This is a genomic window from Novosphingobium sp. BL-S-20 (genome assembly GCF_055521635.1).
Map to the genome: position 1 here is coordinate 3091805 of NZ_CM145494.1, position 21035 is coordinate 3112839.

General features: G+C 55.9%; 16 protein-coding genes. 8 read left to right on the forward strand and 8 right to left on the reverse strand.

Going from position 1 to position 21035, the window contains the following annotated elements; genetic code table 11:
* Positions 1-3: 3 nt before the first annotated feature.
* The 5 genes from ACZ1II_RS22250 to ACZ1II_RS22270 all read left to right on the forward strand — a co-directional run bounded on the left by ACZ1II_RS22250 (position 4) and on the right by ACZ1II_RS22270 (position 5893).
* Positions 4-852 carry a WcbI family polysaccharide biosynthesis putative acetyltransferase gene (locus tag ACZ1II_RS22250; RefSeq protein WP_465145726.1) on the forward strand — a complete coding sequence of 283 codons (849 nt, stop codon included), beginning with the start codon at positions 4-6 and terminating at the stop codon, positions 850-852.
* An 828-nt stretch (positions 853-1680) separates the two neighbouring features.
* Positions 1681-2880 carry a capsule biosynthesis protein gene (locus ACZ1II_RS22255; RefSeq protein ID WP_465145727.1) on the forward strand — a complete coding sequence of 400 codons (1200 nt, stop codon included), beginning with the start codon at positions 1681-1683 and terminating at the stop codon, positions 2878-2880.
* 375 nt (positions 2881-3255) lie between these two features.
* Positions 3256-4449 carry a KpsE/RkpR family capsule polysaccharide export protein gene (locus ACZ1II_RS22260; protein WP_465145728.1) on the forward strand — a complete coding sequence of 398 codons (1194 nt, stop codon included), beginning with the start codon at positions 3256-3258 and terminating at the stop codon, positions 4447-4449.
* A 2-nt stretch (positions 4450-4451) separates the two neighbouring features.
* Positions 4452-5249 (forward strand): ABC transporter permease, encoded by a 798-nt coding sequence (locus ACZ1II_RS22265; protein ID WP_465145729.1) that lies wholly within the window; start codon positions 4452-4454, stop codon positions 5247-5249.
* Positions 5246-5893, forward strand: a complete 648-nt coding sequence (locus tag ACZ1II_RS22270) for an ABC transporter ATP-binding protein (protein WP_465145730.1) — start codon at positions 5246-5248, stop codon at positions 5891-5893. The genes ACZ1II_RS22265 and ACZ1II_RS22270 overlap by 4 nt, the downstream gene beginning before the upstream one ends.
* Positions 5894-5954: 61 nt before the next feature.
* Here ACZ1II_RS22270 and ACZ1II_RS22275 read toward each other — a convergent pair whose 3' ends face one another.
* The 3 genes from ACZ1II_RS22275 to ACZ1II_RS22285 form a co-directional block, all read right to left on the reverse strand.
* The gene (locus ACZ1II_RS22275; protein ID WP_465145731.1) at positions 5955-7820 is read right to left on the reverse strand and encodes a class I SAM-dependent methyltransferase; all 1866 of its coding nucleotides are present in this window, start codon (positions 7818-7820) and stop codon (positions 5955-5957) included.
* 185 nt (positions 7821-8005) lie between these two features.
* Complete coding sequence (locus tag ACZ1II_RS22280) at positions 8006-8959, reverse strand: NAD-dependent epimerase/dehydratase family protein (protein WP_465145732.1); 954 nt, start codon at positions 8957-8959, stop codon at positions 8006-8008.
* Positions 8960-8990: 31 nt separating this feature from the next.
* The gene (locus ACZ1II_RS22285; protein ID WP_465145733.1) at positions 8991-10268 is read right to left on the reverse strand and encodes a hypothetical protein; all 1278 of its coding nucleotides are present in this window, start codon (positions 10266-10268) and stop codon (positions 8991-8993) included.
* 245 nt (positions 10269-10513) lie between these two features.
* Here ACZ1II_RS22285 and ACZ1II_RS22290 point away from each other — a divergent pair, with 245 nt between their 5' ends.
* From ACZ1II_RS22290 to ACZ1II_RS22300, 3 genes are all read left to right on the forward strand, one after another.
* Positions 10514-13120, forward strand: a complete 2607-nt coding sequence (locus ACZ1II_RS22290; RefSeq protein ID WP_465145734.1) for a glycosyltransferase — start codon at positions 10514-10516, stop codon at positions 13118-13120.
* Between the two features lie 91 nt (positions 13121-13211).
* Positions 13212-14966: a glycosyltransferase gene (locus ACZ1II_RS22295; RefSeq protein WP_465145735.1), complete on the forward strand. Its 1755-nt coding sequence runs from the start codon at positions 13212-13214 to the stop codon at positions 14964-14966.
* 431 nt (positions 14967-15397) lie between these two features.
* Positions 15398-16123: a class I SAM-dependent methyltransferase gene (locus tag ACZ1II_RS22300; RefSeq protein WP_465145736.1), complete on the forward strand. Its 726-nt coding sequence runs from the start codon at positions 15398-15400 to the stop codon at positions 16121-16123.
* An 85-nt stretch (positions 16124-16208) separates the two neighbouring features.
* On the opposite strand, the gene ACZ1II_RS22305 is transcribed toward ACZ1II_RS22300, so the two are convergent.
* The 5 genes from ACZ1II_RS22305 to tnpA all read right to left on the reverse strand — a co-directional run bounded on the left by ACZ1II_RS22305 (position 16209) and on the right by tnpA (position 20536).
* Entirely contained in the window at positions 16209-17153 is a 945-nt protein-coding gene (locus ACZ1II_RS22305) for a phytanoyl-CoA dioxygenase family protein (protein ID WP_465145737.1), read from the reverse strand.
* A 205-nt stretch (positions 17154-17358) separates the two neighbouring features.
* Positions 17359-18138 carry an IS21-like element helper ATPase IstB gene (gene istB, locus ACZ1II_RS22310; RefSeq protein ID WP_132470100.1) on the reverse strand — a complete coding sequence of 260 codons (780 nt, stop codon included), beginning with the start codon at positions 18136-18138 and terminating at the stop codon, positions 17359-17361.
* A complete protein-coding gene (gene istA / locus ACZ1II_RS22315) occupies positions 18128-19648 on the reverse strand; it encodes an IS21 family transposase (RefSeq protein ID WP_465145738.1) in 1521 nt (506 codons plus the stop codon). Before istA ends, istB begins: the two co-directional genes overlap by 11 nt.
* Before the next feature lie 184 nt (positions 19649-19832).
* Complete coding sequence (gene tnpB, locus ACZ1II_RS22320; protein WP_317210012.1) at positions 19833-20180, reverse strand: IS66 family insertion sequence element accessory protein TnpB; 348 nt, start codon at positions 20178-20180, stop codon at positions 19833-19835.
* On the reverse strand, positions 20177-20536 hold the full coding sequence (gene tnpA / locus ACZ1II_RS22325) for an IS66-like element accessory protein TnpA (RefSeq protein WP_465145739.1): 360 nt from the start codon (positions 20534-20536) through the stop codon (positions 20177-20179). The genes tnpB and tnpA overlap by 4 nt, the downstream gene beginning before the upstream one ends.
* Positions 20537-21035 lie beyond the last annotated feature (499 nt).

A 21035-nucleotide genomic window follows, 5' to 3' on the forward strand; every position in this document is an offset into this window, starting at 1 on the left:
CACGTGGAGCAGTGGCTCGTCATGTCGAACTGCCAGACCATGGGACTGGCGAACTGCATTCAAGCGCAGACCCCTGAAGTTGTCGTCACCGCGCTCGACCCTGGGATGTTCAAGGCGCGGCCGATGCGCCTGAATGCGCTGATGGGAAAGTTCGACAAGCTGCTAATTTATCCGGGCATCCGACCGGAAGTTCGCAAGGCCAAGCTGGAAAGAATCGCAGCACATGTCGAGTTGCCAATCGTCACTTTCCGCGCCTATCACCCGGATCTTATCTACATCTTTGATCGCGGTCGGCCGCTGTCAGGGCCGCTGAGCCATTACCACTCTGCTATCGCTTTCGCCTGTCACCGCAAGGGTCTCGCCGTCGCCGATGCGCAAGAATACTTTAACGGCGCATTCTATGAAACATGCGGCTATCTGGACTTATGGGTTCGCGAGCGGGACCGTCTGCTAGCCGAGTTCAACGCCTGCGGCCTCGACATCCGGACGCGCTTTCGCGACTGGGGCCGCGAGCGCGCGTTCATGTATTCGTACAATCACCCGCGCATCGGCCCGCTGTACGACATGGCCTCAGCGCTCCTTTCCTCGGCGGGGCTGGAGCCGCGCCGCTCAGACCTGATCCCTCAAGACAATCTTGCAAGCAGCGCAATCTTCGCGGTCTACCCCGAGATCGGCGAGGCACTGGGGGTGCCGGGTAGCTATGAATTTCGCGCAGTGGGCGATTACCGGCCGATGGGGCTACGCGAGTATCTTATCCGTTGCTATACTCTTTATGACGGCCTCCCGGCTGGAAACCTGAGGCCATTCCCCGAATTCAGCGACCAAGTAGACCGGATTTCCAACCTTTTGTGAAAGGGCTTGCGTGCGCGGGGCATTTAAGTGACATCTATAAAAAGCCGTCAGGCGCTCGATGGGTAGGTGAACAGTCAATGGCTCGCGTGATGGACTTCACGAAGCACGATTAGCGCAAGCCCTTGAAGAATAAGTCCTTGATCAGGTCGACCCGCTCAGCGGCACGCATGATCGCACTCACCGACGAGGATCACGATGCTAAAGATAATAGCCGCTACCTTTTCGGCGGATATCCGCTGTCAAATTCGGGCAGCGGAAAGATTAATCTGTGGATGACGGAGTTTCGCTCGGGTGGAGGGAGTTCCAGAAGGAGCGGAGGTTCACCGAGTATGACAGGTTTGCATTCGACGAACTGCGAGCTAGACAAGAGGTGAAGGGCAAATTCTGTTAGTACTGCGACATTGCCTCAAGCAGCCGTAAAACCGCGAGTAAATAGGGCATTATTTTTCAAGAAACCGTGATTCTGCTATCATTTTCGCCAAACCAGCCCGCGCAGCATAAGCGCTCCGAGGAGGCACATCTGCGAAACAGCAGCCAGTCGATCGTCGTTAGCCTGGCGCATTTAGACCTTGCTCGTGCTCTGTTCGACCGCGTTTCTGCGGATGACGCCAAGGTTGTCATCAAACGTCTACGTCTAAAGGATGTGAAAGAGCCGAGAGCGAAGGCGGCACTTGCCGCGATTCGTACGGCGGACTAACGGCTTAAATCTTAGCCCCGTCTCTTCGTGTCGGTGACTAGGTCGAGGAGCACTGCGTCTCCCGAATGTGATGATGGAGCGATTTTCTGAGGATGTCTGACCTCCCCCCCAGAACCGGAAAACGTACCGTTATGATGCTCCAGGGCCTGATGGGGCCGTTGTTCCGCCGCCTCGGTCAAGGGCTGATGGAAGCTGGGCACACGGTGCACAAGGTCAACTTCAATGGCGGCGATCGCTTGTTCTGGCGCCTTCCCAACGGGATCGACTACCGCGGATCGCTCGATGAATGGCCACAGGACTTCGAAGCGCTGGTGTGCGAGCGCGGCATTACGGATGTGACGCTGTTCGGTGATTGCCGGGACTACCATCGGCCCGCAATCGAGGTTTGCCGCCGGCTCGGCATCCCGGTTCATGTGTTCGAGGAAGGCTATATTCGTCCGGACTGGGTTACGCTGGAGCTCGGCGGCGTCAACGGCCATTCCTCACTGCCGCGCGACCCGGCTTGGTACCGCGAGACGGCTGCCGCCCTGCCCCCGGTGCCGCCGCATGCGCAAGTCCCCGCCTCGTTCCGCCGCCGCGCGACCGAAGGCTTACTTTACAATGCGACCGACGTGTTGACCCGCTGGCACTATCCACACTGGAACAACCACCGGCCCTGGCATCCGGCCGTCGAGGGCGTGGGTTGGTTCCGCAAGCTGCGCCGGCGCAAGGAGCGCGAAGCTTACAGCGGACAACTAATCGCAGACCTCGAGGCATCGGGCGCGCCTTACTTCCTGTTCCCGCTGCAACTTGATTCTGACGCACAAATCCGCTTGCACTCGCCCTTCACCGGCATCGGCCCGGCCTTGCAGATGATCGTTAAATCCTTCGCTCGACATGCGCCGGCAGATACTCGCTTGGTAGTAAAGGAACACCCGCTTGATAACGGTGTGCGAGACTGGCAGCAGGAGACCGCCGACATGGCTGCGCGCTTCGGCGTGGGGGACCGTGTGGATTACCTGCCCTGGGGCGACATCGTCCCCGTCGCCCAGCGGGCACGCGGAATGGTCACGGTGAACAGCACCAGCGGCACGCTCGGCCTCGCTATGGGGGTGCCGGTAGTGGCTCTTGGCCACGCAGTTTACGACATTCCGGACATTACCAACCAAGACGGCCTTGATGCCTTCTGGCAAAATCCAGTTGCGCCCGATGAAGAGACTTTCGCCGCCTTCCGCCGCGTTTTAGTAGAGCGCTGCCTGATCCCCGGGGGGTTCTTTTCGGAAGAGGCGATCGCCAAGGTCGTGCGTCACGCCGTGGCCCGCTTCGAGGGCAAGGCTCTGCTGCCGGAATGAGATGCTCATGTGCGAAGGTTTTTCCAGTGCAGGCAACGGCGGTCGCCCGCACATCAGGAATTGTAAGGGCTGAGGATGTGTCTGCACTACCACGAGCCTTACCGGCGAGATTGGCAGACCCGCGGATGATTCCCAATTGCGCTGTTTACTCTGCTCCGACGGTTCGTCGCGACCAGGCAGCTAGAGGACGGCGGTAAAGGATTAAGCCGTCGATTAACTAAACATATTTGTGGTGAGATGCGTTGGCCTTCGATCCTAACCTACTGCAAACCAAGCTCTGGGCGGTCAAACGGCCTAATGGATCAGTTCAGCTGCTCTTGCACCTTCGTGCATGATGGCCTAGCGCAAACGGCAAAGGCCTAAATGGTCTTTGGAATGATTTTCCAGTTTCCCGCCCGTGAAGGTATTATGAACGTCGAGCAATCGTTCCCAATTGAGACCAACAGGACAGTTCCCCTTTCCTCGCTCTCCACATGGTTGAAAAAACGGCGATGGTTTGCCATCTTCGTGATCGTTCCGACGATTATTGCGGCAATCTACTATGGTCTGATTGCTTCGGACATATATGTCTCGGAAGCTCGCTTTGTCATTAAAAGCCCGGACCAAAAGCGCCCGCAGCTGTCAAGCCTTGCAAACTTGATCCAAACAACTGGATTATCAAGTGGCCAGGAACAAGCCAACGAGATATTGGAATATGTTCGTTCGCGTGATGCTTTACGCGAACTAGAAAAGAATAGTCATATCCGCACTCGCTTTGGCGAAAATGGCGACTTCCTTTCACGCTACCCCGCATTTTTTCATGATAGTAGTTTTGAGGATTTGTTCAAGTACTATGGAAAAATGGTCGGAGCACGACTCGATACGGAGAGCGGAACGGCAATCCTGACAGTTAAAGCTTTTACCTCCGATGACGCTTATACGATTAATAGCCAACTGCTTGCGCTTAGTGAGGCTATGGTCAACAAGCTGAACGAACGGGCCCAACAAAAGGCTGTTTCCGAGGCGCAGATCCAGGTTGATTTGGCCGTGGAAAGAGCAAAGAAGGCGCGCATGGCCCTTGCCGGCTATCGCAATTCCCAAGAACTCATCGATCCGTCCAAACAGGCAGTCGGCGTGCTTGAGATATCCAATGGTATGATTGCCACTCGCGCAGCTCTCCAAGCTCAGCTTGATTTGATGCAACGAGAGGCGCCTGCGAATCCTTCCATTCCAGCTCTCCGGAACCAGATTCAAGCGATCTCGAAGCAGATTGCCTCTCAGGACAGTCGCGTCGTTGGCAACAACCAAGGCATAGCTTCAAAGATGGGGGGATATGAAAATCTCCTTGTCGAACAAGAGTTCGCAACCCAAAATCTCAATGTTGCAAATGCTGCACTTGTGCAAGCCCGCAACGAAGCACAGCGACAGCAATTCTATCTGGTACGCATCGTCGATGCCAATAAGCCCGATATGCCACTTCTGCCCTATCGCTTGCTGAGCGTGATCGTCGTAGCAGCGGTTCTCACCTGCCTTTACTTCGTTGGGTGGATGCTAATCGTCGGCATTCTTGAACACGCACCGGAAGACTGACCATGGGAAACGTCACCTTGCGCAAACTGCAAGCAGGTTGGCGCATCCAGATTCGGGTTATTCATGCCCTGATGATCCGCGAACTGCACACGCGATTCGGGCGGGAAAACATCGGTTTCCTGTGGATGATGGTCGAGCCACTGCTATTCGCCGGTCTGGTAGCTCTTATTTGGCGTTTCATGAAAGGCCCCCAGGAACACGGAATCAGCGTCATCGCTTTCGTGGTGACGGGGTACATTCCTATCACGCTTTTTCGTCATGGTGTCTCGCGCAGCGTCAGCATTTTCATCGCAAATGGTAGTCTGATGTACCATCGCCAGGTGAAAATCTTGGACTTCATCCTCGTGCGGTTCATGATCGAATTGCTTGGCGGCATGATGGCCTATGTCTTCATCGGCAGCATTCTGATCTTATTCGGAGAGTTTCCAGTTCCCGCACAACCGGGCCTGTTGGTGGCAGGCTGGATGATCTATGCTCTCTTCGTATTGTCTTTGTGTTTTATGATAGCCCCGCTCTCGGAAATGTCGGAAGTGTTGGAAAAATTCATGCCGGTAGTGACTTACGTGATGATCCCATTCTCTGGGATGTTCACGCTATCAGCTTGGCTGACCCCTACTATGCGGGATTATTTCCAGTGGTCCCCGTTCGTGAACGCAATGGAAATGATGCGAAAAGGAATCTGGGGTGACCAGATTACAGCATATTACACCATCTGGAATCCGTTGGGCTGCTCGCTGGTTGCAACGGTAATCGGCCTTGCCCTATGTCGGAAGGTACGTCGGACATTGACCGTCGAATGATAGTCTGCAGGAACATCAACAAATCGTATAAGCACGGTAGTTCGCGCAAACATGTTTTGCGCAACGTTAACCTCGTCGTTGAACGAGGAGAGCGAGTGGCCCTTCTGGGCCGCAATGGTGCTGGCAAAAGTACACTTATCAAGCTTATCGGCGGTGTGGAGATGCCTACATCCGGCAGGATAATCCGCGGCATGTCGTTATCTTGGCCGTTGGGTTTTGCTGGCGGGTTTCAGGGAAGTTTGACCGGGTATGACAATGCCCGCTTTATCTCGCGTATCTACAACCGCGACTACAAGGACATGAAAGCCTTCGTCGAGGATTTCACCGAGATGGGTCGCCAACTCACTATGCCGGTGAAAACTTATTCATCAGGGATGCGTGCGCGTCTGGCCTTCGCGCTGTCGCTGGCGATCGAATTTGATTGCTACCTCGTCGACGAGATCATCATGGTGGGGGACCAGAATTTCCAGCGCAAGTGCCATGAAGAACTATTTGAGAAGCGGCAGGATCGCACTATGATCCTAGCCTCGCACAGTACCGAACTGGTCCGGCATTTTTGCAACAAGGCGATGATTATCGACCAGGGCCAAGCAACTGTCTACGACGATGTAGAACGGGCCGTAGACATTTATAGCGCACTTTGATGCGCGTGAAGCCCGACTATTTCCTTTACGGTAAGAGAGGAAAATAGTCGGGCATTCAAGCTTAACTATTGGTTTGACGGCCCTCGGGCATTCCGTGTAGGATATAATGCCGCAGCGGATCCATCCTGGATTCCGCAACGTCGGCGTAGCGGCTCAGATAAGCGTCTGCATCGAAGTGCCCTTTGCGTTGCAAAGCACGGGTCATGCGTTCGCGGTGACCCGGCAGAAGGGATTTCCAGCCCATCTCATTAGCTTCGATGAATTCGTAGAGGCATCTTAGCCAAGACAGTTGGCGATCCTTCTGATCCACGCGCATTTCCAAGGAATGCAGCATCCTGCTCATTTCCGTCGCGCGATCTTCCAATGCGAAACGCGTTAGATCCTTCTCGGTCAGCTGTTCCTCAAGTATGGAAAGTGCGCGGTCCTTCTCTGTTAGCTGTTCCTCCAGCGCGGAAAGTGCGCAGTCCTTCTCGGTTAGCTGATCCTCCAGCGCGGAAAGTGCACGCCCCTTCTCTTGGCTTTCCGCGTAGTGGGCCTCAAGGCTCTTTGCAGTGTCCACACGCAGTGCGTTCAGCGTTTCAGTCAGCGTAGAGACATGCTCCTGCGCCTCGCGCAGAGCAAACTCGCGATCTTCCAAACGCTCGATTAGCCGTTCCACATTCTGGTGAAGGCCAGCTTTCTGTTGCAGGACCGACGCCAGGCTTTCGGCAAGAGCCTGCTTCTCTTCGATTTCCTGCTGTGTTTCCTTTTGAGCAGCCAAATCATGCATCGACTGTCCAACTTTATGGAGCAGTCCGGCCAAGTCCTTGAGCGGATGGTTTTCCGCTCGCCATTCGCGTTGCAAACGCTCGGTCTGCACGTGGAGAACATTGGGTGCCGTTTCCAGTCCTTTTAACCGACCAACGCCAGTAAGAACGTGACGGTTGAGTTCGGCTTGCTCTTCGAACTGTTGCTGCCTGAAATCAGCAGCCGCTTCCATTTTCGAGAGCTCATTTTGGACCTGCTCGAATTCCGATTGGGTCGTTTCGAGGATTTCAATTCGGTAGCGTAGTTTATCGCGCTCTGCAGTAATCTCACTGACTTGGGACCAAGCCTGCTCGATCTCTTCCTTGCGCTGGCGCAAGTTGCTTTCAAGCGTGGCGATCTGGCCGACCATGTAGGTGTTGTCTGCTTCGGTGTGCTCGCTCACCCTTTCCTTTTCAGAGAGTTTCGCGGTCAGCCGATCTAACTCCTCCTGTCGCTGGCCCAAGGTGCGCTCAAGCGTGGAAATTTGGGTTAGTTGTGTTTGGGATTGCTCGGTCAAATTGTCACACCTGCTACGCAGGTTGGTAATGAGCGACATGTCCTCGGTAGCATCACTCTCGTTGTAAACGGCGCGTGATTGCCATGTCCGAGCATTGATCGAAGGGTAGCGGTGATAAATGAAGGCGGTATTCAGCGGCTCTGCACTGGGACCTTTGCGGAAGACCGCAACGAAGTCATTCCATACGTCGCTGTGCCGATTGCCGACGAAGCTTTCGCAGAGGTCGATCTCAAGCCCTTCAGAGCGAGCATGTTCGGCCAATGCCAAGCCAGCGTCAGGATAGAAGCGCCAGCAATCCCGTGGATAGCGGTGAACGGTGCCGTTCGACGGAGCGTTGACGTAAATATGTCCACCGGGGCGTGCTGCGCGGCACATACGCACGAAGGTGTCCCAGAAGCGGGAGTCGTGTTCGAACACTGAAGAGGCCATGACTAGGTCAAAGCTGTCATCTTCGACTGGAAAATCGATTCCCGGGGTAATTACGAAATCAACCCCGGGCCCTTCTTCGAGATCAAGGCCGATGTAATGTGTGGTCGGTTCTGCAGCGTCGCGCAGACATCCGTTGACGTTGAGTGAACCCACTTCCAGGATCTTCGCATTTGGAAGATCGCTGTACGTGCGCATAACTAGTTCTCCGATCCGATATGCGGAATCGTGCATGTACGTTCACTCTCCATAAACTATGTCCGATCCGCTGCACTTCGCGTCCCGGAAACTTGATGGGCTTTGCTCAATCGCACTGATCATGCAAGGTTGTGTTACATTTCTAGAGTGCATCAGCGGATAATATTTGCGGTATGTGTAAAAGTTCACACGCTGGGGGAAAAGGCTTGCCTGCCATCATAGCGTAAATTCCATTCGACAGTTTGGGCCACGCCGTCCTGGAAGGAAGTGCACGCTTTCCATCCGAGCAGGTGTGCCGCCTTTGAAGGGTCTAGGATGTTGGAGGGGGTATCCGTTGTTCGGTTGGCAACGTGCGTACGTGGAATCGGCGTGCCCAGAACTTCTTCAACGGCTGACAGCACCTCCAGGATCGAACGCCCAACACCGCTGCCGATATTCACCACGTCGTTCAGCGGCTCTTGTTCGATTGCTCGTACAATCGCGTCGACCGTATCGTCGATGTAGAGATAGTCACGCTCGCTGAGCCCATCGCCGAAGATGGTAAGGGGCTGTTCAATTTTGAATTTCTGCAAGATCGTGCCGATCAGACCTTGTCCTCCGATGCCCAATTGGCCGGGACCGAAGGGATTGGCCACGCGCAGAATATTATAACCCATTGGCGAACCCCGGCAGAGCATCTGCAGGTATTGCTCTGCGATCAGTTTGGTAAGACCGTAGGAGTTAAGCGGAAGAGTGGGATGGTCTTCCGGGATGGGGATGACCTGTGGGCGGCCGTAGATCGTGCCTCCCGAAGACAAGAAGGTGAAGGACCGGACATCGGTCATGATGCAGGAGTTGATGAAACTCACGTGAGGGATCACATTGCTGTGAATGTCGGCCACGACCTTGTCGTTACCGACTGCCGCATTGGACGAGTTTATTAGTTGAACGACATTCGTGATGCCGAAAAGTTTTTTGTGAGTTTCAATGTCGTTGTTCAGGTCGATCAACCGCATTTCAACCTGATTGCCGAATTTCTCTTGGAAATCGATCGGAAAGTGGCGACCGAAGCAGACGACCCGATGCTCACGGGCTAGCAGCGCGCGAGTCAAGTGGCGCCCAATGAAGCCGTTTGCGCCGAAAACTCCTGTGACGATCATCTTATCCTCAAACTCGTCGCTTATGGAAACCTCAAAAGCCAGTGCAGGAAAACACGATGGAGTCCAGACGCTGAGCACCCGAAACGGCAAGAGTGGCGCTTGTCCCGTTATAGGCAGTTTCGCGTAGGCCACCACTTTCCCGGCCCAAGTTTGAGGCGAAGCACGACCATCCATTAGGGGCAGTAGCTGAAAAGCCAAGGACGATTGTGCCTTGGGTGCAATCCCTTGAAAGCGTGAAGGCGCCAGCGGTGTTGCCGCCCTCCTGTGCTTGTACCGGGCAACTTCCGCTGATGTGGGGAGGTTGTCCGGACGCGATTACAGCCGGTGCAGAGATCGCATTATTACCGACTTTCAATGCCGGCGTGGCCTTGCCTTGCCCCACGGTGATTGACATGCTGTCATTTGTCATGACGAGTGACCCGGCTTCGGCACTGCGGGCAGTCGAATAAATCCGCCATGCCGGTTTTCCCGGCGCCCCGTACCAGGACAGGGCATAGTCGCTCGGGAAAGCGACGGCATTCGCGGCCCCGTCCACGACGTCGATGGATTTGTCTCCGAACAGGATGCCGACCCGGTAGCTTGCACCGTTGTTGAGGACGGAAATCGGGTTTGTACAAGCCTGCGGCTTGCCCATCCCGATCCCACAGTCGACCCTGAGGTTATTCAGCAGATGCTGCGGATTGAAATCGTAGGGGTCGGCCGAAGGAGCCGGATTTCCCTCGTTCTGAATGGAATTCTCATCGTTGATCAGGAGGCGAAAGGCGGTCTTGCCGCTCGGCACATAGCCTTCCGAATAGTTTGCCCAGTGCAAGTGCGGTCGATCGCTGTCGGCCACGACCAGATTGATACTGCCGATAACGTTCTGCGGCCGAGCATTTTGGTTATCGCTCGACCGGACGCCAAAGAAGGCACCGTAGTTGCCCGAGGTGGAAAGGGCATAGAGTTGCACCATCCCCGTTTGATCCGTTCCCGGCACATAGCGATTGGCCCAAGTCAGTCCTTCACGCGCTGCGGCGCCGAAAAGACCGTTGCGGGCCGCCAAAGTGTTGACGAGCAGACTGCTGAAACGATCGAACCGCGGCTGATCGGTCAGCACCGAGAATGACGGATAGACATCCTTGCCGACGACCAGTGCCCTTTCAGAGTCCAAAGGTGGGAGGGGAGCGGGAGCTGAAACCGGGGCCTGCGCCGCTGCAGTCTGGGAAGGCTGCGCTTGTGCCGACATTTCGCTTAGAGCAATCGCCATGCAGGCGATCCCCGTTCCTAACCTTGCTCCATGGGTGCGGACCTGCTTCGGCAGCATAATCATGCGACAAACGCTCCTGAATGGACGAATTTGGTACCTGTTCGAAGCAGCATCACGACGCGGTTTTTCGCTGATAGCCTGCAATGCCCGGACAGCCCAATCACCGGATCGCCGTCGGCGCCTCGGTTTGATCAATCACCGAAAATATCTGCCGAAAAACGGCCAGAGTTTTGATTGAAAATTTCTTAAGCCGCCGCCATACGGTGAAAGTTAGCGACATTTGTTGAACTTAGGGGCGTGAGCGCGTAATGCAATCGAAAATTGATCGGAAGAATGTGGAGTGGGATCATCTTACTTCAGATCAGCAGGAAATTGCATATGGTTACTTTGATGAAGAATATTACAAATCATGTAATCCAGATGTTAAAGCAGACTCTTGGGGGCTTTTTCAACACTATCTCAGGGATGGTTGGCGTCAGGGACGAAACCCTAATTCTGCATTCATTACGGTTGATTATTTCCTGAATCATCCGGATATCGTCGGGACTGGACTAAATCCGCTCTTCCACAACCTGTTCAGCGACCATAACGGAGCGTTTGACGGCCTTTCCGCGCAAGACATTGTTCGGCTGCGTGCCGAATTCGATCCGGCCTACTACTTAGATGAGAACCCGGATGTGCGGATGGCGAACGTCGATCCCTTCCTGCACTATATGCGATATGGCTGGAGCGAAAAGCGTGATCCCAGTCCGGATTTCTCTACCCATTTCTATCTCACCCTTCACAGGGACATTTCCGAGGCGGGAATGAATCCTTTCGTGCATTGGGCACTCTACGGAAAGCAGGAATTGCGGCCGGCCCTTTCGTTCAGCCGTAAGCTAGCAAAAAAGCGGTATGCTCCTAAGGTTTCTGCCATCGTTCCGAATTACAACCATGGCCGGTTCCTTGCTCAACGCCTTGATTCCATTCTGGCGCAGACCTATCCGAATATCGACATTCTTGTCCTGGACGACTGTTCGAAGGACGACAGCAGAGAAGTGATCGATAGCTATGTCGCGCGCCATCCCGATCGCATCCGGACAATCTATAACGAGACAAATTCCGGCGGGGTCTTCAAGCAGTGGCGCAAGGGTGTCGAGGCCATAGACGGCGAGATCGTTTGGATCTGCGAGAGCGATGACTACTGCGAGTCCGATTTCGTCGAGAAGTTGGTTCCCAAATTCGCTGACGACAGCGTGCAAATGGCTTTCGGTCGGATTCTGGAAGTCGATACCGATGGAGCGGTGAACTATTTTCTGGATACGTATCGGGAAAATTCCGAGGCAGGGATCTGGGAGAGGCCACTCGTTCGCCCGGCGGCGGACTGGTTCGCACACGGTTTCGGCATTAACAACGTGATCGCTAATGTGGGGGGCTGCCTGTTCCGGCGCTCGCCTATTCCCCTTCACATATGGGAGGAAGCCGCGACCTATCGCGTCGTCGGTGACTGGTACCTCTATTTACAGATAGCGTCGGGCGGTCAGATCGCTTGGGAACCTGAAGCCGTTTCCTATTTCCGCCGTCACGGTACGAATACTTCGTCGAGTTCTTTCGACGGAACGAGATTCTATTCCGAGCTTGAGCGCGTAATGATAGAAATGCGCCACACCTGGGATATTCCCGACACCACCGTAATTAAATTCTACAATAATTTCCTAAACCAGTATCAGCATTTTCAGGTCGACAAGGAACATGGCCCATTCGACCTGTACTGCAACCTTGACAAGATGCTTGCGGTGAAGCGTCAGCGAGGCCATATTGTCTTGGCCATGTTGGGCTTTGTCCCGGGTGGTGGCGAGAATTTTCCGATCCAGCTAGCCAATAGCTTGGTTGAGGCTGGATGGGTGGTTTCGCTGCTGGTCTTCGTGTCCAGCGAAGTAAACGAACACATGCGCGCTTCGCTTAATCCAGCGGTATCCGTCTATGATGCCGCCTGGATTACGGAGTATGGCTGTGAGCGGTTCATCCGCGAAGCCGGTGTGTCCCTGATTCATTCGCATACGGTGGGTGCGGAGATGCACTTCTATCACTTGTGGGATATTTCTGCGGACGTTCCTTATGTGGTGACACTGCATGGCTCCTATGAAGCCTCGGACATTCCGCCTGCTATGATGGTCCGGATCACGGAATCGGTTGATCACTTCGTTTACACGGCGGACAAGAACCTTCTGCCCTTGCAGGATCAGAATCTTCCGGACGACCATTTCACGAAAATGGCTAACGCCATGCCGATCGATCCCCTTCCCTATCCGCAAACACGGGCGGAGATGGGTATTTCTGAAGACGCAATAGTGTTCACGTTGGTGGCCCGCGGTATCAAGCGCAAGGGATGGCGCGCCGCGATCGAGGCGTTCCGCCAGATTCGAAGCCGCAATCCTCATCGCCCCATGCACCTTTGTATGGTGGGTGAGGGCGAAGAGCCCGACTTCCATCGCGAAAAGCACGGCAATGATCCTGACATCAGCTTCCTAGGGTACCAGTTGCGCATTCACGGCCTCTACCGGATCAGCGACGTAGCTGTTGTCCCCACACGTTTCGCCGGAGAATCCTATCCGCTCTGCATTATCCAATCGCTGCAGGCAGGGACTCCTGTCGTTGCCAGCGACGTAGGTGAGATCCGCAATATGCTTGAAAATGAGGCGGGTGTAAGGGGGGGGATTGTCGTTGATGCCCATCGCGATACCGACGTATTTATCGACCTTTTTGCCAAGGGTATGGAGCAGATCCTCGATGACCACCTGCGTCAGGAACTGAGGGAGGGAGCGATGGAACTGGGGCGTCGCTACGACATGGAACCGTTGGTCGAAATCTACGGAAATCTCTATTCGCAGATCATCGGACAAGTGGTGTTGGAACTCCCGGAGCTCGTCGCCTAGAGGCCAAGGCGCACCCTATCCGCAAATTCGCGGCTCAGGTGCGCACTTTTTGCAAGGTTGAGGTAGAACCATCACCAACCTTGCCAAAGCGATGGTTAAGGGCAAGAACATGGCCATACATCCCTATCTTCGCATGTTTGCGCTGCTAGTCGTGCCGCGGCAGCCCGCTAAAGCGCTCGAAATCGCTTGGTGGTGGATCACGCGGCGTCGCGTGCGGGCGCTGAATCGCCTGCGTCTGGCCGCAGCAGACATGCCGGAAGCCTACGGCTATTGGCGGGCGTTGAACCAACCAGGACCTGGAGTCCGGGCGGATGGGTTGCTGGCCGTACACCTGCACGTCGGCCTTGAGGCTTCGTCGGATATGGCGACCGAGGCGCTGGTCTCAATTCTGACCCAGCCCGGCGATGCATGGGAGATCCATGTCACCATGGCGAGGGATAGCGCTGTCGTCTTGCCGGACGACCCCCGTATCTGCGTCATGTCCGTGCCAGTCGATACGCGGGCTGAAGGATTAACGCTTGTACTCGACGTGATCCGGGCAAGCCATGTCGTTCCGCTTGCGGCGGATTGCACCCTGACTCCCGGAGTCTTGCCTGTCCTTGCCCAAGCAGTGGCGAGTGGAGAGCCGGCAGGTATCTTCTATGCCGATCAGGACGAACGCGGTGCACATGGAGAACGGAGTAATCCCTGGCTCAAGCCGCAATGGGATGCGGATTTGTTCCTGTCACAGGATTATGTCTCGCAGGCCTGCGCTTTGCCGGTGGATGCGGCGCGAAGGGCTGGTATCGATCCGCAGTGGCCCGACGAGGTGGTTGTGGCAGGGCTTGTAGAGAGGCTTATGCAGAATTTGCAGGCGCCCTCCCCACTCCATGTGCCCATCGTTGCGGTTACTACACCGGCGCGGGTGTGGCAGCGGTCGGCCTCCGCACGACGAGCCATGATGGAGGAACTCACCGGCCTGCCCGTTCATGAAGGGCTATTCGGCACGCTGGTAATCGATCGCCCCCTGCCCTGCCCTGCGCCCCGTGTCAGTGTGATCGTGCCTACGCGAGATCGACTTGACTTGCTGGAAACTTGCATCTCAGGGGTGTTGAACAACACGGACTACCCTGACCTCGAATTGATCGTAGCGGACAACGAAAGCGTCGAGCCTGAGACGCTGGCTTATTTTGAGACGATTTCACGCGACCCGCGGGTGAAAGTTGTGCGCTGGCCCCATCCCTACAATTATTCCGCAATCAACAACTTTGCCGTTACGCAGGCAAACGGGGCATTCCTTTGCCTGCTCAATAACGACACGGAAGTGGTCGATCCTGCCTGGCTCCGCCGGATGGCGGCCCATGCGGCGAGGCCTGGAGTCGGTGCCGTGGGCGCGCGATTGCTCTATCCTGATCACAGTGTCCAGCATGCCGGCGTAGTAGTTGGTATGGGGGGGGCTGCAGGTCACGCCCATCGTGGCTTGCTGGAGGGGGAGCCAGGATATTTCGCACAAGCCCTCGTCACGCGTGAGGCGACTGCAGTCACGGCCGCATGTCTTGTCGTATCTCGAAAGGCATTTGAGGCTGTTGGCGGTCTTGATGAAATTGATTTGGCAATCGCTTACAATGACGTCGACTTGTGCCTGAGGTTAAAGGCGGCAGGCTTGCGGAACATCTACGAGGCTCAGGCAGTGCTGATCCACCATGAGAGCAAGTCGCGCGGTCAGGATTTTGCTCCTGAACACGTTGCCCGTTACAAGCGGGAACTTGCAGTATTTCAGAAGCGATGGGATAGCATTGGGTTCACCGATCCGATGCATCATCCAGGTCTTGATCCGATAAGCGAAATTTATCGCTTAAGGATTTGAATTAAATTAATTTTCTATTAATCTTTAGAGCCCTCTCTGATCGGGGCCTAGTTGATCAAGCCGCTTTCTCGACATTGTGATCATACCCATGGATCACTCGCTTCTCTCCGCGGTCGGCGCGAGGCCGCCGCATAATGGGGTCATGGAGAGCAAGACTTTTTGACCTGCCCCCCTGTACCTCGTTCGTGTCCGCGCAAACCTGGACACCTTGACCTGCTCCCCGTAAACTGGTCCGAATTTGGTGAGAAATTCTCGGTTAGGTTTGGCGAACGCCGAGCCCAGAGAAGTCCTTAATGTGATCTATCTGTCATATGGATGAATGAAATTTAATCAATTCTGCAATCCGACTCGCAAGTATCCCTCTTGTGATCGATGATTGTTTGAGGAAGTCTTGAAGAGAACTTGGACACACATTTACAGGGATTCCCGTGATGCGTTGGACTGCTCCTGACAGGTTTGAAATTGATGGCGCTCGCTTCCTTATCGATGCAACCGTAGGCGGAGATGGAGCCAAGACCAACGCAAACGAGTTTGTGATCGTTAAATATCCCAGTTTTCTTGAGAGATATGTGAACCTACGCCATTCTGGATGCCACAATGTCCTTGAACTCGGTGTATTTGAGGGTGGTTCGGTTGTCTTCCTAGATAAAATTCTTAAACCCAATAAACTTTCTGCTGTAGATCTTATGGATATTCCACGCCCCTTTCTTGATGATTACGTTTCGAAGGCGTCGAACCAAATCCGCGTTCATTGCCCGGTATCCCAGGCAGATGAAGTCGCTATTACTCGCATAATTGATGAGGATTTCGGCGGGGAGCTTGACCTTGTAATAGATGATGCATCTCACTATTATGAGGAGACGCGTAATTCCTTCCTGACAGTCTATCCTCGGTTGCGCCCTGGGGGCTTATATATCATTGAGGACTGGGGATGGAGCTATCATCAGCCTTTCCAAGGAGATGCCGCTCCGTGGCAAGATAAGAAGGCTTTGGTCAATTTTGTTTTTGAGCTCCTGGAAGAACTCTCCGTCAACAATTCATTGCATGATCTGACGATCACGCCGGACATGATAATGATTCGCAAGCCACTTACAGCACCGCATGCACCTTTGTTGACGAAGCACGGACGAAGGGGGCGCATCCTTGGCGAGTTATAAGGCGCTTGTTAACGGATTGTACAGCTGCACCGCGAGGCGGTGCAGCTGTACTTTAAAATAGCGCAATCTCACCAGCTGTTTATTTTTATTTGAAAATTTTACGGATTCTGTTCAGGATATTGCGCAAGCTCTTGTGTTTGCGTTCTAATCCGATGCGTTCGCCCATATAAGTGTTGGGCCGCGGCAAGCCGTCGTGGATCGCATTCAATGTACGCAGGTCGAGCCGCCCCATCCCCTCGTCGGAAAAGGCCGGTGTGTAATAGATGCATTCGTCAAAATAGTAGTGCGTTACCTGTGACCAGCGGGTCAATGTCGGGTCGATCTGGCGACTGCCGCCGTGGAGCAGGTTCGCGGTCCAGATCAGCGCCTGCCCCTTGCGGGCTAGGAATGGTTCTTCGGTTGCGCCATAGGCTTCGCATAGCGAACGCCAACCCGGTTCGAAGGGTTGTTGTGCGAAAGCACGATCACTGCCGTAACCGCGCCGCCCAATCAGTTCGTTTGTCATGCGCGGCCAGCGGTGTGATCCGGGAAGGTAGAATAGCGGCCCCGCTTCCGGTCCGATGTCCTCCATGGCCAGCCAGACGCCGCACATGAACTTTTCGGGGATGCTGGAGAAGTGCACCGCATCGGTATGCGCTTCCTGTTGCGTTCCGACCGGGAAGTTCAGGGTCTGAAACGGAAAAGCGCGCCGGCCGTAAAGCTTACTCAACAGGGTGAGCATCGTCTCGTTGGCCGCGATCGCCCGAACGTCAGAATCAAATGTCCAGGCATCCTGCAGGCGCCGTTCGCCACAGGTCTTGTCGCTTGCAGGATCGGCGAAGTCGAGACCATGAAAACGTGGAGCGAGGTTCTCTTGGATGCGCGCGATACGGGCCGCGATATCAGGATCCGGAAAATCAAGGACGGCATATCCCCGTTCGTGCAGTTCGGTGGCAATCCGCTCCTCTTCCGTAGTCATATCCATGGTTGGCAGGAGCTTCGGAAGCAGAGGGGATTCGATCAGGGGCAAGCCAGGAAAAGGATTGGTCACAGTGCGTATAAACCTCTCAGTTGGCTGGTCCTAACGCGTCATTTCAAGCGATTAAAGCTCTTTGTTGCGTGTGACGCGGCCGATACTTTATTTGGTTGCTGCTAGATATCCGTGCCTGTTGATTGCCACTGAGAAGTGACCCGGGGTTTCCATTGAGAATTGACCCGGGTGGGTATGGGTTATGTGCTGCCGTATCCCGGCAGGTTCAAGATGCTGGCTTCTCCTTTCTGGCTTTTGGCGCAGCGGTGCTGGCACGGAAGCGGAAGCTGTCGTTTCCGGTTTCCAGGATGTGGCAGTGGTGGGTTAGCCGATCGAGCAACGCGGTGGTCATCTTGGCATCGCCGAACACGCCAGCCCATTCGCTGAAGCTTAGGTTGGTGGTGATGACGACGCTGGTGCGCTCGTACAGCTTGCTGAGCAGATGGAAGAGCATGGCTCCGCCCGATGGACTGAAGGGCAGATAACCCAGCTCGTCGAGGATGAGCAGGTCGAGACGTAGCAGGCGTTCTGCCAGCTGGCCGGATCGGTTCATGGTCTTTTCCTGCTCAAGCGCATTGACCAAATCGACCGTGGAGAAGAAGCGGACCTTCTTGCGGTGATGCTCGACGGCCTGGACGCCCAGCGCAGTTGCGATATGGCTCTTGCCGGTTCCGGGCCCGCCAATCAGCACGACATTGTCGGCGTTTTCCATGAAGTCGCCCTGATGAAGCTGGCGCACGAGGGCTTCGTTTATCTCACTGGCAGCAAAGTCGAAGCCAGCCAGATCCTTATAGGCCGGGAAGCGGGCCGCCTTGATTTGGTAGGCGATGGACCTGACCTCGCGTTCGGCCATCTCTGCCTTCAGGAGTCCAGCGAGCATCGGCACGGCAGCATCGAAGGCAGGCGCGCCCTGCTCGATCAGTTCGTCGGCGGCCTGAGCCATGCCGAACATCTTGAGGCTGCGCAGCATGACGACGACCGCGGCGCTGGCGGGGTCATGACGCATGGCGGATATCCCTCAGCCTGTCATAGCGAACGACATTGGCCTCGGGCTCCTGCGTCAGGCGCAGGGCCTGAGGCGCATCGATCGGCGAAGCTGGAGGCGCCTTGCCGTCGATGAGGCGATGTAACACGTTGAGAACGTGGGTCTTGGTGGCGACACCGGCCTCCAAAGCCAACTCGACCGCGCTCAACACAGCCTGTTCGTCGTGATGCAGAACGAGAGAAAGTATCTCGACCATCTCCCTGTCGCCACCAGGGCGCTTGAGCAGATGGCCCTGTAACTGCCGGAAGGCTTCGGGCATCTCGAGGAAGGGGGCGCCATTACGCAAGGCGCCGGGCTTGCGCTGGATTACCGCCAGATAATGCCGCCAGTCATAGATTGTGCGTCCCGGCTTGTGATGAGAGCGCTCGATGAGCCGGGCATGTTCGCACACGATCTGGCCTTCGGCCGCTATGACCAGACGATCAGGGTAGATCCGCAGGCTGACCGGTCGGTTCGCGAAGGAGGCAGGTACCGAGTAGCGGTTGCGGTCAAAGGCGATGAGGCAGGTCGGCGACACGCGCTTGATCTGCTCGACAAAGCCATCGAAGGGCCGGCCCAGCGGCATCAGGCAGGAAACTTCCTCGGCATGCGCATCGGCCACCGTGCCGGGCATGACGCCATGCTGGATATCGCTCCATTGGACGATGCATTGCTCTTCCAGCCAGGCGTTCAGCTCAGCCAGGCCAGGGAAACTGGGCATCGGTTGCCACAACCGGCGCCGAGCGTCCTGGACGTTCTTCTCGACCTGACCCTTCTCCCAACCAGAAGCCGGATTGCAGAAATCCGTCTCGAACAGATAGTGGCTGGCCATGGCGGCAAATCTTGCGTTGACCTGCCGCGCCTTCCCGGTCCCGATCTTGTCGACAGCGGTCCTCATATTATCGAAGATCCCACGCTGGGGCACGCCGCCCAGCACTCGGAACGCCTGCGTCAGCGCGTCGAACAGCATCTCATGGGTCTGGAGCAGATAGGCGCGGACGATGAAGGCGCGGCTATGCGCCAGTTTGGTATGAGCGACCTGCAGCTTCGTGGGCTTGCCATCCAGCACGGCATAGTCCTCGCTCCAGTCGAACTGGAACGCCTCGCCAGGCTGGAAAACCAGGGGCACGAATGTTCCACGCCCGCTGGTCTGCTGCTCATATTGCAGCTCGGTCCGCCATCGTCGGGCAAAAGCGGCAACCCGGTTATAAGAGCCATCGTATCCCAGCTCGACCAGATCAGCATGCAACTGCTTGGCAGTCCGCCTTTGTTTACGGGACTTCTTGGATTCCACTCGCAACCAGGCCGTCAGCTTCTCGGCGTAAGGGTCGAGCTTGCTCGGCCGGATCGGAACCTTGAAGTTCGGCTCAATCGCGTCAGAACGCAGATATTTGCGGATGGTATTGCGGGACAGGCCGGTCCGCCTCTTGATCTCCCGAATGGAGATCTTCTGCCGGAAATGCCACCGGCGGATCACACTGAGTAAGTCCATGTTGATCACTCCACGACCCTCCGACTGGCAGCCGGAGGCGAGGGAAACATGGGTCAATTCTCAATGGTAATTTATACGCCCCCCGGGTCACTTCTCGGTGGCAATCAACACCGCAAGTCCTCAGAAACCCAGCATTTACAGCACTTTTATGCCGATCCTGCTGCTATTTCGACGAGGCAAGGAATCACCCGACCTGTGTCGGGCGCCAGGTTTCCTGCGGATTGCGCCAATCCACGCCTTCCAGCAGGCAGGCCATCGCCGAGGCCGAGATCGCGATCGTCCCGTCCTTTGCAGATGGCCAGACAAAACGCCCTCTTTCCAGGCGTTTTGCATATAACGACATCCCGAGGCCGTCATGCCACAAGATCTTGCACAGCGATCCGCTTCGCCCCCTGAAGACATACAGATCGCCGGCATGGACGTCCTTGTTCAGCGATTGCTGGACCTGCAGGGCCAGCGAGCGCATTCCCCGCCGCATATCCGTATGTCCCAGCGCGAGCCATACCCTCACGCCGCTCGGGATCGGGATCATCGGGCCAAGGCCTTGATGACGGCCGCTGCCATGGTCGGCGACGCCGAATTGTAGATGCTCACCCGGGCGCCGTGGGCAAGCTCGACCATGATCGCCGGCTGCACGGGCGTGGGCACGGAGCTCTTGTCTTCCAGCACGACAGCTTCGATGAAGCCATGGTCTTCCTGCGACGCGACGAGCGCCGCGCTCAGCTTGCGCCGCCAAGTATAGACCAACGCAGTGGAAACGTCGTGCCGCCGAGCAACCTGCGCGACACAAGCGCCCGGCGCAAACGCCTCTTCCAGAATGCGCCGCCGTTCCTCAGCACTCCAGCGACGGCGGCGTTCAGGCCCGCCGAAAACCGTGATCCGCCCCACAAACACCGCTCCTAAGTTCGCAAATAACTGCGACCTTAAGACCGATCCATCACTCCACCGGCAAGGCGCCGCTCAGCGGATGCGTACGCTGCCCTGATCGGAGCTGAACGATGAGCCGCGCCAATCCCTTCGGTGACCTTGATGACTTCGTTCCGCAGGTTGCCGCCAAGCCGGTCCGGGTGGAAACCATTGAGCCGATCGCGCAAGCATCCGGTTTCCTGAGCTGCAAGGCAGGAGGGCGTCAGCAGGCGGTTCGGAGCAAAGCAAGGCCGCTTCCGCGGAAGTTCAGGTGCCTGTGCCTCGCGCCCAACGTCGGCGCACAACCGGACGTAACCGCCAGATCAACATCAAGGCGACCGAGGAGACGATCAAGCGTCTCTACCGTGTCGCCGATGCGCTGGACCTCCCCATCGGGGCTGTACTTGACCAAGCCTTGGAAGCTCTGGAGAAAGGCCGGAAATCCTGATTCCCACGAGATGGATATCCATTGGTATCACAA

Coding starts and splice junctions, on each gene's coding strand:
- ACZ1II_RS22255 (WP_465145727.1), top strand. CDS start 1,681: ATGATGCTCCAGGGCCTGATGGGGCCGTTGTTCCGCCGCCTCGGTCAA.
- ACZ1II_RS22260 (WP_465145728.1), top strand. CDS start 3,256: ATGATTTTCCAGTTTCCCGCCCGTGAAGGTATTATGAACGTCGAGCAA.
- ACZ1II_RS22265 (WP_465145729.1), top strand. CDS start 4,452: ATGGGAAACGTCACCTTGCGCAAACTGCAAGCAGGTTGGCGCATCCAG.
- ACZ1II_RS22270 (WP_465145730.1), top strand. CDS start 5,246: ATGATAGTCTGCAGGAACATCAACAAATCGTATAAGCACGGTAGTTCG.
- ACZ1II_RS22275 (WP_465145731.1), bottom strand. CDS start 7,820: ATGCGCACGTACAGCGATCTTCCAAATGCGAAGATCCTGGAAGTGGGT.
- ACZ1II_RS22280 (WP_465145732.1), bottom strand. CDS start 8,959: ATGATCGTCACAGGAGTTTTCGGCGCAAACGGCTTCATTGGGCGCCAC.
- ACZ1II_RS22285 (WP_465145733.1), bottom strand. CDS start 10,268: ATGATTATGCTGCCGAAGCAGGTCCGCACCCATGGAGCAAGGTTAGGA.
- ACZ1II_RS22290 (WP_465145734.1), top strand. CDS start 10,514: ATGCAATCGAAAATTGATCGGAAGAATGTGGAGTGGGATCATCTTACT.
- ACZ1II_RS22295 (WP_465145735.1), top strand. CDS start 13,212: ATGGTTAAGGGCAAGAACATGGCCATACATCCCTATCTTCGCATGTTT.
- ACZ1II_RS22300 (WP_465145736.1), top strand. CDS start 15,398: ATGCGTTGGACTGCTCCTGACAGGTTTGAAATTGATGGCGCTCGCTTC.
- istB (WP_132470100.1), bottom strand. CDS start 18,138: ATGCGTCATGACCCCGCCAGCGCCGCGGTCGTCGTCATGCTGCGCAGC.
- istA (WP_465145738.1), bottom strand. CDS start 19,648: ATGGACTTACTCAGTGTGATCCGCCGGTGGCATTTCCGGCAGAAGATC.
- tnpB (WP_317210012.1), bottom strand. CDS start 20,180: ATGATCCCGATCCCGAGCGGCGTGAGGGTATGGCTCGCGCTGGGACAT.